The sequence below is a fragment of the Streptomyces sp. SM18 genome (genome assembly GCF_002910775.2).
GTDB classification, from domain to species: domain Bacteria; phylum Actinomycetota; class Actinomycetes; order Streptomycetales; family Streptomycetaceae; genus Streptomyces; species Streptomyces halstedii.
Window position 1 is genome coordinate 170810 of record NZ_CP029342.1, and the last position, 14697, is coordinate 185506.

At 73.8% G+C, this 14697-nt stretch carries 12 protein-coding genes and 1 riboswitch; of the genes, 3 read left to right on the forward strand and 9 right to left on the reverse strand.

Going from position 1 to position 14697, the window contains the following annotated elements:
- Window positions 1-120 precede the first annotated feature (120 nt).
- On the reverse strand, window positions 121-936 hold the full coding sequence (locus B9S64_RS00745; RefSeq protein ID WP_308460771.1) for an NAD(P)-binding domain-containing protein: 816 nt from the start codon (window positions 934-936) through the stop codon (window positions 121-123).
- 109 nt (window positions 937-1045) lie between these two features.
- A complete protein-coding gene (locus B9S64_RS00750) occupies window positions 1046-2185 on the reverse strand; it encodes a cellulose binding domain-containing protein (RefSeq protein ID WP_103492769.1) in 1140 nt (379 codons plus the stop codon).
- Between the two features lie 192 nt (window positions 2186-2377).
- On the opposite strand from B9S64_RS00750, the gene B9S64_RS00755 reads away from it, so the two are divergent.
- Window positions 2378-2884, forward strand: coding sequence for an NUDIX domain-containing protein (locus B9S64_RS00755; RefSeq protein WP_103492770.1), 507 nt, complete (start codon window positions 2378-2380; stop codon window positions 2882-2884).
- On the opposite strand, the gene abc-f is transcribed toward B9S64_RS00755, so the two are convergent.
- Complete coding sequence (gene abc-f / locus B9S64_RS00760) at window positions 2848-4626, reverse strand: ribosomal protection-like ABC-F family protein (protein WP_103492771.1); 1779 nt, start codon at window positions 4624-4626, stop codon at window positions 2848-2850. The genes B9S64_RS00755 and abc-f overlap by 37 nt on opposite strands.
- A gap of 542 nt (window positions 4627-5168) precedes the next feature.
- Between abc-f and B9S64_RS00765 the strand changes: the two genes are divergently transcribed.
- Window positions 5169-5996 carry an alpha/beta fold hydrolase gene (locus tag B9S64_RS00765; protein WP_103492772.1) on the forward strand — a complete coding sequence of 276 codons (828 nt, stop codon included), beginning with the start codon at window positions 5169-5171 and terminating at the stop codon, window positions 5994-5996.
- 113 nt (window positions 5997-6109) lie between these two features.
- Here B9S64_RS00765 and B9S64_RS00770 read toward each other — a convergent pair whose 3' ends face one another.
- From B9S64_RS00770 to B9S64_RS00780, 3 genes are all read right to left on the reverse strand, one after another.
- On the reverse strand, window positions 6110-7318 hold the full coding sequence (locus B9S64_RS00770) for a PP2C family protein-serine/threonine phosphatase (RefSeq protein WP_181012398.1): 1209 nt from the start codon (window positions 7316-7318) through the stop codon (window positions 6110-6112).
- 535 nt (window positions 7319-7853) lie between these two features.
- Window positions 7854-8762: an NAD(P)-dependent oxidoreductase gene (locus B9S64_RS00775; protein ID WP_103488875.1), complete on the reverse strand. Its 909-nt coding sequence runs from the start codon at window positions 8760-8762 to the stop codon at window positions 7854-7856.
- Between the two features lie 84 nt (window positions 8763-8846).
- On the reverse strand, window positions 8847-9563 hold the full coding sequence (locus tag B9S64_RS00780) for an adenosylcobinamide amidohydrolase (RefSeq protein WP_374936023.1): 717 nt from the start codon (window positions 9561-9563) through the stop codon (window positions 8847-8849).
- 401 nt (window positions 9564-9964) lie between these two features.
- Here B9S64_RS00780 and B9S64_RS00785 point away from each other — a divergent pair, with 401 nt between their 5' ends.
- Window positions 9965-10930 (forward strand): PRC and DUF2382 domain-containing protein, encoded by a 966-nt coding sequence (locus tag B9S64_RS00785; protein ID WP_103504939.1) that lies wholly within the window; start codon window positions 9965-9967, stop codon window positions 10928-10930.
- 252 nt (window positions 10931-11182) lie between these two features.
- On the opposite strand, the gene B9S64_RS00790 is transcribed toward B9S64_RS00785, so the two are convergent.
- From B9S64_RS00790 to B9S64_RS00800, 3 genes are read right to left on the reverse strand one after another with little or no spacing between them, the layout of a single operon-like run.
- Entirely contained in the window at window positions 11183-12079 is an 897-nt protein-coding gene (locus B9S64_RS00790) for an ABC transporter ATP-binding protein (RefSeq protein WP_258317447.1), read from the reverse strand.
- Window positions 12076-13161, reverse strand: coding sequence for an iron ABC transporter permease (locus tag B9S64_RS00795; protein WP_103488502.1), 1086 nt, complete (start codon window positions 13159-13161; stop codon window positions 12076-12078). The genes B9S64_RS00790 and B9S64_RS00795 overlap by 4 nt, the downstream gene beginning before the upstream one ends.
- Window positions 13158-14207, reverse strand: a complete 1050-nt coding sequence (locus tag B9S64_RS00800) for an ABC transporter substrate-binding protein (protein WP_103488501.1) — start codon at window positions 14205-14207, stop codon at window positions 13158-13160. The genes B9S64_RS00795 and B9S64_RS00800 overlap by 4 nt, the downstream gene beginning before the upstream one ends.
- A gap of 55 nt (window positions 14208-14262) precedes the next feature.
- Window positions 14263-14450, reverse strand: a riboswitch (cobalamin riboswitch).
- Window positions 14451-14697 lie beyond the last annotated feature (247 nt).

The following is a 14697-nucleotide window of genomic DNA, read 5'->3' on the forward strand; positions in this document are numbered from 1 at the left end:
GGAGCCCTCACGCCGGCTCGGTCCGACGGCGGGCCGCCGGTCAGGTCACGCGGGCTCAGTCCGACGGCAGGCCGCCGGTCAGGTCACCGGGCTCGGTCCACTGGCGGGCCGCCGGTCAGGTCAGGCGGGGGCCTCGAACGTACCGGGGCTGTCGGAGGTGGCGCTCCATTCCGGCGCCCGCTGCCGGTCGGCGTCCGCCAGCCCACGTGTGACGCCCTCGGCGTCCTTGTCCGTGGTGTACACGGGCGAGCCGGGCTGCTGGCGCCAGGATTCGTCGAGGCCGCCGGTGTCGACCGGGTCGAAGCCGAGTGCGTTCACGAGGTCCATGACGACCGTCTTGGCCCTCGGGTCGTCGCCCGCCACCGGCAGGGCGATCCGGCCGGCAGCGCCGGCCGGACGGCCGTTCCCTCCGAGGTGCTGGGCGTAGATGTTGTTGAAGGCCTTGATCACCGGATGGTGAAGCTGCCGTTCGACCCACCGGCTCTCGGCCAGACCGGCTTCGATCTCCTCGATGCGGCCGTCCCGCTGGCGCGGGTAGTAGTTGCCGGTGTCCACGACGATCAGGTCCTCCGGCGCCTCGTGGAACAGATCGGGCGGCAGGTCGGGGATCCGGTTCTCCGGGATCGTCACGACGACGAGGTCCGCGCCGCGCGGCGCCTCGCTCACGGTCACCGCCCGCGCACCCGTCTCCGAGGCGAGGGCGGCGAGCGTCTCGGGCCTGCGCGAGTTGGCCACCGCGACCTCGTGTCCGAGGGCGGTGAGCCTGCGGGTGAGCGTGCCGCCGATGTTCCCGGCGCCGATGATGCCGATCTTCATGAGCGTCTCCTCCTGGTCGCGCGTCCCGGCGGCCTCGCGGCCCACCACAGCCAGCGTGTTCCGCCGGTGCCGGTGGTGCAAGCAGGGGACTTGCACGGCGTACGCGGAAATCGCCGTCACTCGGGGACGGACGCATACGGGGACGGCACGACCCGGCGGTTCCGCGCACCCCCGCCGGGGCCGGCTCCTCGTCCCGTACCCCGCCGTGCGGGGCGAGGAGCCGTGTCACTCAGCCCACCGTGCAGAGGGCGCCGTTGAGCGTGAAGCGGTCGGGCTTGGTGAAGGTGCCGGAGTGGGTGCCCTGGAAGCCGAAGGACTGGCTCGCTCCGGGGGCGATCTCGGCGTTGAAGGCCGCACCGGTCGCGGTCACCGCCCCCGAGGACGGGGTGACGGTCGCGTTCCACGCCTGGGTGACCGTCTGGCCCTGCGGCAGCGTGAAGCCGAGCCGCCAGCCGGAGACGGGCACGGTCCCGGTGTTCGTGACCTTCACGTCGGCGGTGAAGCCGTCGGTCCAGGCGTTGGCGGTGTAGCTCACCGCGCAGGGCCCGTCGGCCGGGGTCCCCGGCTCACCGGGGCCCTCGCTCCCGCCCCCGGTCAGGACGGACGACGAGAAGGAGCGGACGGCCAGGCCTGCGCCGTTCTGCCACGGCTCGAACCCCGCCTGGACGCTGGTGAGGTACCAGGAGTTCTGTGCCATTCTCCGGGCCACGGTCGCGTCGACGAAGTCCATCACGTCGAAGGACCAACTGCTGATGGCGGACGGGGAGACGAACGAGATCACGTCGTTGCCGCCGTTGTTGCCGGTCCAGACCTCCCAGCCACGGCCGGCGACGGTCGCGGTGCCGGTCTGCGAGCCGACCGGCTGGATGGGGCCGACCCGGTTGAACCAGATCATGATCTCGGTGCGGTTGACGCCGTCCTTCTTGGGTTCGGGGTCGAGCCAGATGTCGTACGCCGCGTCGTAGACCGCGCCGTCGACGTAGGTGTAGGTGATGGAGGTCGGCGCGCCGCTGATCGAGTCGAGCCGCTTCGGCAGCTCGGTCCCGGGCGAACAGTTCGTGTAGTGACAGCCGTTGTAGACGGACGGATACGACTTGGGCGCCCCGTTGGTGGGCACCGAGCCGTCGGCCCGGGTGAGGGTGAATCCGTCGTCGGTCACGTCGATGCACTGCGCGTCGGTGGTGCCCCAGCGGTTGTTCTGGACCACGTAGCGGTCCTGGATGACGGTCGTGCCGTACTGGCCGCAGATGGAATCGGCCGCCTGGGCGGGCGCCGCGAGGGCGCCGAGCGCCGCGCACGTGGCCAGCGCCACGAGTGACGCCGTGACGGCCGTGCCCGCCGACCTCAAAGAGGCGATGAGGCTCTTCATGATGTCCCTTCGATAGGACCCAATGATGGGAGCGCTCCCATTTCCCGCTCCGGCGTGGAACCTATGGGGCCGTTGTGACTCTCCGCAAGAGGGCGGTCCGTAATACTTCCGCGGGCGGACCCGTCCTGCCGGGGCGTTCCGGGCGCTGGGGCACGGCTGGTGGCCCCGGGTCGCGCGCCGCACACTGGTGGCATGTCAACGGCCAGGCGCAGTGCGGGGATCCTGCTCTACCGTGTCGTCCGGACCGGGACCGGGCAGCGGGACGTCGACGTGCTGATCGGGCACATGGGCGGCCCCTTCTGGACGGGCCGGGACGCGGCGGCCTGGTCGCTGCCGAAGGGCGAGTACGGGGACGGCGAGGAGCCGGACGCGGCCGCCCGCCGGGAATTCGAGGAGGAGTTGGGGCTTCCGGTGCCGGACGGCGCCTGGCTGCCGCTGGGCGAGGCCCGGCAACGGAGCGGGAAGACCGTGGCCGCCTGGGCCGTGGAGGGCGAGCTGGATCCCGCGCGGGCCACTCCGGGCACGTTCACCATGGAGTGGCCCCGGAGGTCCGGTGTGCTGCGGGAGTTCCCCGAGATGGACCGGTTCGCCTGGTGCACACCGGACGAGGCGGCGCGACGGCTCGTGGTCGGCCAGCGCGTCTTCGTCGAGCGGCTGCGTGCCTACGTACGGGAGGGGCGCGCGCCCGCGGACTCGTAGGTTCCGCCACCGGCGCCGCCCGCCGGTCCCCGGGTGGCGTCGTGGCCGGTGGTCTCGCCGGCCGGAGCGTCCCGGTGCCCCGTCCGGCCCGGCGGGGCCGTGACCGGCCGTCCGTCCCGCAGTTCCAGGAGGTCGCCGCCGAAGCGGCTCCGGAAGCCGCGGTCGTGGGAGACGACGACCACGGCGCCCCGGTAGCGGTCGAGCGCCGCTTCCAGTTCTTCGACCAGGCTCAGCGCGATGTGGTTGGTCGGCTCGTCCAGGATCAGCAGGTCGGCGGGCCGGGTGACCAGCCGGGCCAGGGCGAGCCTGCGCTGCTGGCCGATCGAGAGGGCGGCGACGGGGACACCCAGGTCGGCCGGGCGGAACAGGCCGAGGTCCAGCAGTTCGTCGGCGTACATGTCGGCGGGGCCCGGCCGGCCGGCGGCGTACGTGGCGAGCAGCGAGCGCCGTGTGGGCCGGACCGGCAGCTCCTGCGGGAGGTAGCCGGTCCTGCCGCGGCGCCGGACGGTGCCGGAGTCCGGTGCGAGATCGCCGGCGAGGACCCGCAGCAGGGTGGTCTTGCCCGCCCCGTTGGGCCCGGTGACCAGGAGCCGCTGCCCGGGTCCGACGCACAGGGCGGGCAGTCGCAGCCGGTCACCGACGGCCACGGAGTCCAGCTCCACCGGCGGTCGCGGGGTGTGGTCCGGGCCCGGCCCGTCCTCGTAGGCCGTGGCGAGGTCGGCGGTGAAGCGCAGGGGCCGGGGCGGTGCGGGCACCGGCGTACGGCGCAGCGCCTCCAGGCGGGTCCTGGCCGCCCTGACCTGGCCGGACAGCTTGGCCTCGTGGGACCGGCGGTGCTTGCCGAAGCCTTGGCGGGGGTCCTTGCCGCTGCCGAGGAGCCGCCGTCCCGCCGCGTCGGCGAGCTCCTCGGTACGGGCCAGGTCGGTCAGCCATTCCTGGTGCTCCTGGGCCTGGCGGCGGCGTGCGGCGGCCTTCGCGGCGCGGTAGCCGTGCCAGCCGTCGCCGTACCGTGTCACGGCGCGCAGGTCGCGGTCGACCTCCAGGATCAGGGTGGTGGTCCGCTCCAGGAACGCCCGGTCGTGGGTGACGGCGACGAGGGTGCCGCGGTGGGCCCGGAGATGGTCCTCGAGCCAGCTGACGGCGTCGGCGTCCAGGTGGTTGGTGGGCTCGTCCAGCAGCAGGAGTTCGGGCGCCGCGGCCAGTACGCAGGCGAGGGCCAGCCGTGACAGCTCGCCGCCGGAGAGTGTGCCGAGCACCCGGTCGCGGCTGACGTGGCCGAGTCCGAGGCCGTGCGTCGCCGCGTCGGTCCTGGCGTCCGCCTGGTAGCCGCCGCGTTCCTCATAGGCCGTCAGGAGGTCGCCGTAGGCGGCCAGTTCGGCATCGGTGGGATCGATTCCGGACATCCGCGCCTCCGCCGCGCGGATCTGCCCCTCCATCTCGCGGAGTTCGCTCAGCGCCGCGTCGACGGCGTCCTGGACGGTACCGCGTGGGTCGAGGTCGAGGGTCTGGGCGAGGTAGCCGGTGCCGCCGGGGAAGCGGACGGTGAGATCACCGCCGTCCGGCGTCTCCGCACCGGCCATCAGGCGCAGCAGGGTGGACTTGCCGGAGCCGTTCTCACCGATGACCCCGGCCTTCTCGCCGGGGCGGACGGTGAGGGACACCTGGTCGAGGACGGTCCGGTCGCCGTAGGTCTTGGAGACGCCGGTCATGGACAGCTGGGGGCGGTCGTGCTGGGAGGTCATGGGTGGCTTTCCCTGAGGTGGCGGTCCCCCGGCGGCGGACGGCGGGTGCCGGAACGGCACACGGACGCGCATGGCGGAGGACGCGAAGCGAAGGGGCTTCGGACGGCGGGAAGGACCACCGCGCGCGGGTGCGACCCGTGGGTCACACGGTGACGCGGAGCGTCACGCGGCGGAGTCCTGGCCGGGGATCAGAGAAAGAAGTAGTGCCTGCCCATGCGGCCGAGTGTAGTGACCGGCCGCCGGAGGCGCACGGGGTTTCCGGCGGGGTGGGCGGCGCGCCAGGGGCCAGTCTCCCCGGTGGCGGCATCACCCGTCCGGAGCAACGCCACGCGCCGGGGCCCGCCATGGAACAGGGCGGGCTCCACCGGCCGCGCGCCACCGGCGCGCCAGCGCGAGGGGCGGACCGGTGCGCACGATGGCAGCGGGACGGACACGGTGTCCGGATCAGGACACCGCACACCGTCCCCGTACCGGGCGCGGCCACCCGTCCACGCCTGTCCGCGCGGTCGGCCCGAGGCGGCCGCGGACCGAGAGGAAGCCCCATGCCTGTGTGCACGACGCGGGACGGTACCGAGATCTTCTACAAGGACTGGGGCCGGGGCCGCCCCGTGGTCTTCATCCACGGCTGGCCGCTCAACGGCGACGCCTGGCAGGACCAGCTCAAGGCCGTCGCCGACGCCGGTTTCCGCGGCATCGCCCATGACCGCCGGGGGCACGGGCGGTCCACACCGGTGTACGACGGCTACGACTTCGACACGTTCGCCGACGACCTGGACGACCTCCTGACCCATCTCGACCTGCGTGACGTCACCCTGGTCGCCCACTCGATGGGCGGTGGCGAGCTGGCCCGCTACATCGGCCGCCACGGCACCGGCCGGATCAGGTCAGCCGTCCTGCTCTCCTCGGTCACGCCGATGATGGGCCAGGGACCCGACAACCCGGACGGCGTGCCCCGGCCGGTCTTCGAGGACATCAAGAGCGGCATCCTGGCCGAGCGCTCGCAGTTCTGGCAGGACACCGCCGTCGCGTTCTTCTCCGCGAACCGCGACGGGAACAAGGTCACCCAGGGCAACAAGGACGCCTTCTGGTACATGGCCATGGCCCAGACCGTCGAGGGTGCCGTCCTCTGCGTGGACGCCTTCGCCTGGACCGACTTCCACGAGGACCTCCGGAAGTTCGACGTACCGACGCTGATCGTGCACGGGGACGACGACCAGATCGTCCCGCTCGACACCACCGGCCGGAAGGCGGTCGAGATCATCCCGGACGCCACGCTCACGGTCTACGAGGGCGCCTCCCACGGCATCGCGGCCGTCCCCGGGGACAAGGAGAGGTTCAACCAGGACCTGCTCGACTTCCTCGCGGACTGAGGCCGGGGCCGGGCGGCGGCCGTGGCGGCGGCGACAACAGCCGGGGCGTCGGCGGCAGAGCGACCGGTCCGGCCGCTCGCGGGGCGCCGGTCCGTTAGGCCGGCCCTCCGGCGTCAGACGGGCCCGTCGGGGGGAGGGGTGACACCGTCCGCCGCGTCGTCCGGCGCCGTCGAGAGCACTCCGCCGCCCTCCGGTCGCCTGCGCAGCACGAGTACGGCGATGTCGTCGCGCCGTACCCCGCCGGAGAACTCGTCCAGGTCCGTCCGGAGCTCCCTCAGCAGGTCGCGTGGCTCGTCCCGCGCCCAGCGGCCGAGCCGTTCGTCGAGCGGGTAGAAGGCGCCCGTCGCGTCGCGCGCCTCGGTGACCCCGTCGGTGAACACCACCAGGGTGGCGTCGAGCGGGAAGCCGAACGTCTCCGTGTCACGCGTCTCGGGGGTCAGGTCCGCCATGCCGAGCGGTACGGAGGTCAGCCGCAGGGCCACCTTCGACGTGGCCCCCTCGTGGAGCAGGCGGGGCGGCAGATGGCCGCAGTTCACGGCCACCACCCGGTCACTGCCGTCGAAGCCGAGCAGCAGGGCGGTGACGAAGCGTTCGGTCTCGCCCGTCTCGGCGGAGAACGCGTTGTGCCGGACGACGGCGTCCTCCAGCGCGGCGGCCACCGCCGTGAGGTCCGGTTCCCGGACGGCCGCCTCCCGGAAGGCGCCGAGGGCGGCGAACCCCGCGCCGATCGCGGGCAGTCCCTTGCCCTGCACATCGCCGATGATCACCCGGGTTCCGTGGCGCGACTGCACGACCTCGTAGATGTCACCGCCGACGAACCGGTCCTCCTCGATCGGCTCGTAGAACCCTTGGGCCCGCAGCTGCCGGGTGACGACCGGGAGGGGGCGGAGGATCTGCCGCTGGAGGGCCACGGCGGCGGAGCGCAACCGGGCCACCTGGGTGGCGTGCCGGATCCGCGCGGCGCAGGCGAAGACGCCCAGGGCACAGGCGAGGACGGTGAAGCCGATGAGGAAGAACACGTCCCAGAAGGCACCGGTCTGCGCGATGCGCGAGCCGACGACCACCAGGGTGACCCATACGGCCACACCGATCGTCTGACGCACCGTGCAGAAGACCGAGGCCAGTGCGGGCAGCACGACCAGCAGAGGGATCAGCGGCAGGTCGGTGCCGGTGAGGGCGTCGAGAAGGACCACCACGGCGGTCAGCAGTACGAGCCAGAGGGCGAGCGCCCAGCTGCCGATGCGGGCGGCGCCCGCCGCCTCCTCACCCGGATCACTCCCCGGCAGCACCCGCCTGCGCACCGCCGTGCGCCGGAGTCCCATGAGCACGGCATGCCTCCCGCACTATGTCGCTGTTGTCCCAGTCGTTCCAACCTACCCGCCCTCGGGGCCCGGGTCCTGGCGTCGCCGGACGGCTCCGGCCCGCACACCCCCGGTCGGCGGCGCGTGCGGCGGGAGGCGTGCCGGCGCGGGCCCGCCCGCCGGGCGCCGGCCCTTCCGCCGGAGGCCCCGGGCCGGGCCACGGCCTCCGTACGGCTTCTCCTGACGGGCCTCTGCTCCGATCCGGCCCCAACGACGGCGTCCCTGTGGCACTCTGGACGTGGCCGCCCCACCGGGCTCCCCCGTACCGGTGGGGCGGTCTTCTGTCTGCCCGCGGCGGGATCCTTCCCGGCAGCCGTGACCGTGGGCGCGGCGGGCGTCGGTCACCGGCCGGTTCCGCCCGGCGGTCGCCCCAACCTCACTTCCCCCTGAGCGAGTTGTTCGCACCCGTCCTGTCGGCGGACGCGGTGGAGAGCCCGCGCGCCGGGAGGCTCACCGAGGGCCGGGCTGACGGACGCCCCGGTCCGCGCCCGGTCGCTCACCGTTCGTCAGGAGCCGCGCCGCGCCCCGCGTAGTACGTGGCGATCATGTCCTGGCCACCGTGCCCGTCCGCCTCGGCCCGCGCGAACCGTTCGGCGGAGGCGGCGACCAGGTCCAGCGCAACGCCGGACTCCTCGGCGGCCTTCAGGATCAGCCGTGCGTCCTTCAGCGCCATGGAGAGGGCGAAGCTCGGATCGAGGTTCCCGGCCAGCAGCGCGTCCGACTTCTCCTGGAGGTACGGCGTGTCCAGCGGGCCGCCCTTCACCGCGTCCAGGAACTGGCGCGGGTCGAGACCGAGCCCCTCGGCCAGGTTGAGGCTCTCCGCGACGCTGTTGACCAGGTTGATCAACCAGGTGTTGACGACCAGCTTGAGCCGGGAGGCCGCCCCCGGGTCCTCACCGACCCACACGGTGCGCTGTCCGATCGCCTCCAGGACGGGCCGCATCGTCGCGCGGGCGGACGAGGGCCCGGCGACGAACACCGCGAGCGTGCCCTGCTCGGCGGGCTTGCGGGTGCCGGAGACCGGGGCGTCCAGGTAGACCAGGCCCAGTCCGGCGGCCCGGTGGGCCAGACCGGTGGTGGCCTCGATCCCGACGGTGGAGCTCTGCATCCAGATCTGTCCGGGCCGCACTCCCCCGGCGGCGGCGGTGAGCGTCTCGGTCACCGCCGGTCCGTCGTTCAGCATGGTGATGATCACATCGGCTCCGCGTACGGCCTCCTCGGCGGTGTCCGTCACGGTGGCGCCCTCGGCGGCCAGGGGCTCGGCCCTGGCGCGGGTCCGGTTCCAGGCCCGGACGGGCAGCCCGGCCCCGAGCAGGTTGCGGGCCATGCCGGATCCCATGATCCCGGTACCGAGGACCGCGACGGTGGGCCTGCCGGTGTCGTCGGCAAAGGAGGCGGTGGTCATGGCTCGATCCCTTCGTCGGTGCGCCCGGCGGCGGGACCGAGCGGGCGGTGGCGGCCCGTGCCCGGGGGCCGGGCACGGCTGGTCTCAAGCCTGCGGCACGGATCCCCGGACCGCCGCGCCGGCCGTCGTACCGCCCCGTACCGGCCGGTCGGCCGCACCGGCCGTCGCCCCCTCCCGGTCCGCGGAATCCACCGCCCCGGTGAGGACGGCGCGGTGGACGGCCCTGGCCAGGCGGGCTCCCCAGAGCGAGCGCGGACCGGCGAAGGGTTCACCGGCGTCCGTCCCCGGATCCGGCGCGGCGACGCACACCGCGTCCGTGGGGGTGCCCGAGCAGTCGAGCCCGGCGTCCAGGAGCGCCTGGACCTTGGCCTCCGTGGCGGTCGCCACCGCGTTGACCAGCGCGGCGTCGGAGAGGGCCACCGGCAGGGTGACGACGATGTTGACGGTGCCGGGCGGCAGCGGTCCGCCGGTGCCCTCGGCGGGCGCGGCGGCCCAGCCCCGTACCCCAAGACCACTGGTGACGGTGGCGGTCACCCCGCCGTCGTGCGCGGTGGTGTATGCGGTGACGTCGGCGGCCGTCATCAGCCCGGCCCCCGGTCCGCCGAGCCCTTCGGCCGTGGCGATCTCCGCGAGGTGCCGGTCCGGGTCCAGCCGGGGATATCCGCCGGGGACCTGCGCGTTCAGGATCCAGGCCCGGGGCCCGATGCCGCCGCCCAGTACGGCGCTGCTGCACACCCGCCAGCCGGGTCCCAGCCGCCAGACCAGGTGGTGGAGGCCCTGGCCGTTCTCCCGCCGGGCCAGCAGTTCCCCGCGCTGTCCGGGCAGGTGGGCGCGTACGGAAGCGATGGCGCACCCCCTTCCGCGGCCGGCCGGCGGTCGGCGGCGGCGCGTCGATCATACGGGGGCGTCCGTCCCCGGCCCCGTCCGCCCCGGCTCCGTCCACCGGACCCGGCCGCCCTCGCGTGGGGGCCCGCCGCCCGGCCGCTGTTCCGGGAGGTTCGCTCACCCGATTGGCGTAACACGGCAGGACAGCCGGGACCTGCGTCGCACACGGCCTCCCGCGCACCGGGAGTGGTTCGGGCAGCCCGGTGGCGCGGCCGGGAAGTTGCACCGTCCAACCGGGTGAGGCGCGATGGAATCCGGACGCGTCTTCCCTGTCGGATCCACCCGCAGGACGCGCCCGAGCGAGGAGGGAATCGGCCATGGGAGCCGCTGACGGTTTCACGGATTCCGGAGAACTCGACGGTCTGACCGTCTTCGACAGTGACGGCGAGAAGGTCGGCACGGTCGGGCGGGTGTACGTCGACGACGACACCGGCAAGCCCGACTGGATCACGGTCAAGACCGGCATGTTCGGCATGAAGGAGAGCTTCGTGCCGCTTGCCGGTGCTCGTCGTGTGGGCTCCGACCTGCACGTCGCGCATCCGAAGGACAGGGTCAAGGAAGCGCCCCGCGTGGACGCCGACGCCCATCTGTCCGTGGCGGAGGAGGAGGAGCTCTACCGGCACTACGGCCTGACCAGGAAGTCGGGCGGCAACGCCGGTGCCGGTGGGGACGCGCGCACGACGTCCGGGACCGGGACCGGGACCGGGGCCATGGGCGCCGCCGGTACGGGCGCCGCGGCCGGAGCCGCCGGTGCCGCCGGAACCGCCCGCACCGGGCAGACCGGCACGGGCCGGCAACGCGACACGGAGGCGACCTCCGCGTCCCGGCCGCTCGCCGGGGCCGGGGCCGAGCGGTCCGCGGCCGGTGTCGGTGACGAGATGACCCGCTCCGAGGAGCAACTCACCGTAGGGACGGAGGAGTACGAGAGCGGACGGGCCCGGCTGCACAAGTACGTCGTGACCGAAGAGGTCACCCGGACGGTTCCGGTGTCCCACGAAGAGGTACGCGTGGTGCGCGAGCCCATGAAGCCGGGCGAGAAGACGACGGCCGGTTCGACGAACCTCGGCGAGCAGGACGTGGAGGTCACCCTCCACGCCGAGCGCGCCACCGTCCGGAAGGAGGCCGTCCCGGTGGAACGGGTCCGCCTCGAAACCAACAAGGTCACCGAGCAGAAGGATGTCTCCGCCGAACTCCGCAAGGAGAAGATCGACTACACGGACGGCAAGGAAGCGGGCAGCGACAAGGACATGGGCGGCGAGTTCGGCCAGGGACGGCGTCGCTGACCCCCTCACACAGCGGCGTCAGGCCGCGCGAGCACATGCGAGGGGCGGACCCGTGGGTCACGGGCCCGCCCCTTCTTGCGATCCGGGCGCGGATAGGCGGCTCGGCCACGGGCGGTCACGGGTACGCCGTTCGGCCACGGGCGGTCGCCTGTACGCCGTTCGGCCATGGCGGTCACTCCACGCGGCATCCGGCCACGGGGGCTCCCACGCGCGGCGGCCGTGGCGGCGGACGGCGGACGGTACGGCCAGGTCCTACCGGCCGGTCCCGGGCGGCGCGGCGGCGCCGGCCCGCGCGTCCCCTGCCCCGGACCCGGGCTTGGCCCCGGCCCCAGGGCCTGGCCGGGATCCGGGCAAGGACCCGTCCGGAGACCCGGGCAGGAAGCGGACCGAGGGCCGCCCGTCAGGCCCGTCGTCGGTGACCACCGCCCGCACCCGGTAGACCTCCGCGATGAGTTCCCGGGTGAGCACCTCGGACGGTGTCCCGGCGGCGACCACCTTCCCGTGGGCCATGACAGTGATCCGGTCGCAGAACATCGCGGCCAGGTTGAGGTCGTGCAGCGCGATCACCGCGGTCACGGGCAGGGCCGCGACCAAGGCCAGCAGTTCCAATTGGTGCTGGATGTCGAGGTGGTTCGTCGGTTCGTCCAGGAGGAGTTCACGCGGCCGCTGGGCCAGGGCGCGCGCGATCTGCACCCGCTGGCGCTCCCCGCCGGACAGGGTGTGCCAGGACTGCCCGGCGCGGTCGGCCAGTCCGGTGCGCTCCAGCGCCTCGCGTACGGCCTCCTCGTCCTCGGGGCCGGCCGCCGACCAGGCGCGGCGGTGCGGGATGCGGCCGAGGCGTACGACGTCCAGCACGCTGAGTTCGACCTGGGTGACGGCGTGCTGGTCGACCACGGCCACCCGCCGGGCGACGGTGCGGCGGCCGGTCCCGGCGAGCGTGCGGCCGTCCAGGGTGACGGTACCGGCGTGCGGGGCGAGCACCCCGGCCATGATCCGCAACAGGGTGGACTTGCCGGAGCCGTTGGGGCCGATCAGCCCCACGGTGGCGCCGGGCGGCGGGGCCAGGTCCACGCCGTCCAGGACGATCCGGCCGCCCGCCTCCCGCTTCACCCGTGCGGCGCGCAGGCCTTCGCGGTCGGTGGCTGTCATGGGTTCCTCCGGGTGCGGTACAGGACCAGGACGAAGGCCGGGACACCGATGAGGGCGGTGACCACGCCGACCGGCACCTCCTGCGGGTCGAGCACGGTCCGGGCCAGCGTGTCCACCCAGACCAGGAAGACGGCTCCGGCGAGCGCGGTGACGGGCAGCAGCCGGCGGTGGCCGGAACCGGCCAGGGCGCGGGCGGCGTGCGGCAGGACGAGGCCCACGAAGCCGATGGCACCGGCGGAGCTGACGAGCGCGGCGGTCAGCAGCGCCGTGGTGCACAGCAGCACGAGGCGGGTACGGCCGACGTGCACGCCGAGCGAGGCCGCAGCCTCCTGGCCGAACACGAAGGCGTCGAGCGTACGGGCGTGCCCCAGGCAGACCAGCAGGGCCACCGCGAGCACGGCGGCGCAGACCCACACATCGCTCCAGCCGACACCGCTGAGGGAGCCGAGCAGCCAGAACAGGACGCCCCGGGTCTGTTCGGCGTCGGCCGCGGTCATCACGACGAAGGAGGTGAGGGCGGAGAAGAGCTGCATGGCCGCGACCCCGGAGAGCACCACCCGGTCGGTGGTGCCGCCGAGCGTATGGCTGAGCAGCAGGACGAGGGCGAACGAGCACAGTGCCCCGAGGAAGGCTCCGGCCGGGACCGACACCGCTCCCCCGCCGACGCCGAGGACGACGACCGCGACCGCCCCCGTGGACGCCCCGGACGAGACGCCCAGCACGAAGGGGTCGGCGAGCGGGTTGCGCAGCAGGGACTGCATCACCGTCCCGCAGACCGCGAGCCCCGCCCCGCAGACCGCGGCGAGCAGGGTGCGGGGCATCCGCAGGTTCCAGATGATGCCGTCGCGGATCGGGGTCAGCCGGGACTCGCCGAGGCCCAGGTGGGCGGCGACCGTGGACCAGACGTCGGGGACGGAGATCCGCGCGGGTCCGATCGTGACGGCGACCGCCACGGACAGCACCAGCAGGGCCGCCCCGCCGGTCCACAGCAGCCCGTCCCGCAGCACCCGTACGCCGGTGGCGCGGGGCGGGGGCGTCTTCCGCGGGCGGGACGGGGCGGGTGCGGGGGCGGGGGCGGTCACCCCGCGAGCCCGAACGAGCGGAGCCCGGCGGCGACGCGTTCCACGCCTTCGACGGTCCGGATCGACGGGTTCATGGCCTGGCCGCTGAGCAGGACGTACCGCTTGTGCCGGACGGCGTCCATGTTCTTGGTGGCCGGGTTGGACTCCAGGAACGCGATCTTCTTCTCGGCGCCCTCGGCGGTCTGCGACTTGCGGGTCAGGTCACCGATGACCAGGACGTCCGGGTTGCGGTCGGCGACGGTCTCCCAGTTGATCTGGGGCCACTCCTCGTGGGAGTCGTCGAAGACGTTCTCGGCGCCGAGTTCACCGGTGATGATGCCCGGGGCGCCGCAGCAGCCCGCGAGGTAGGGGGCCTCGGCGTTGGCGAACCAGTACAGCAGCGTGGTGCCGGAGGCGTCGATGTCCGCGGTGGCCTTGTCGATCCGGCCCCGGAGGTCGGCGACCAGCTTCTCGCCTCGTTCCGGGACGCCGAACACCTGGGCCAGGTCGGTCACTTCGTCGTAGACGCTGTCCATGGTCAGCGGCTCGGTCCGGGAGCCGTCGCCGCTGCCGCTGTTGTCCTTGGCGGTGCAGTCGGCGGGTGCCACGTAGGTCGGGACGCCCAGTTCCTCGAACTGCTCGCGGGGGGCGACACCGCCCTTGCCGAGGGTGGATTCGAAGGAGGCGCTGACGAAGTCGGGTTCCTGGTCGAGGACCTTTTCGGAGGAGGGGCGGTTCTCCGCGATGCGGGGCACCCCGGCGTTGGCCTTCTCCAGGCCCTTCATCACGGGGTCGGTCCAGGTGGCGCTGCCGGCGAGCCGGTCGGCGAGGCCCAGGGAGAGCAGGATCTCGGTCGATCCCTGGTCGAGGGAGACCGCCCGGCTCGGGGCCGCGTCGACGGTCACCGTGCGTCCGCAGTTCTTCAGCGTGACGGGATAACCGCGCGCGGCGCCGTCCGCCCGGTCGTTGTCCGGGGTGCCCCCGCTCCCGCCGCCGCACGCGGTCAGCAGGACGGCTCCGGCGGTCAGCAGGGTGGTCAGGCGTACGGTGCCGGCTATGGAATGCACAGGGTCCCTCGACGTCTCGGGGCTCTTCCGCGAAGCCCGCTGCGGTGTGCCGCTTCCGGCGGAAGCGGGTGCCAGCAGGTCTTCGGACTCGGGTTCACCCGGGCGGGACGCCTTCCCGGGGTGCCCGGAGGCGTCCCAGTGGCCGTGGCCCCGCCCGTCCCCCTCACCGCTGCGCGTCAGCTCCGGATTCGCACCGGATTCCCTGACTCCCCATGGAGTGTGACTGGCCTCCGCAAGCTATCACGCAGCAGGTGAGAGGCCTTCCGGCCGGTGCGGGGCCGTGCCGGAGAGGCCCTGCGGGCCGCCCGCCGCGTCCGGGCGGCGGGTGCCGGGGCGCGGGCGGCGGGGGCCCGCGGCGACGGGCCGTCAGGGCCTCGGCTCCGCACACGCGCGAGACGTGTGGTGAACCGATTCGCCTCGGTGCGGGCGGGGCCTGCGCCGGCGCGCGAGCACGGCCGTCGTACCCCAGTAGGCCAGCAGGACGGTCCGC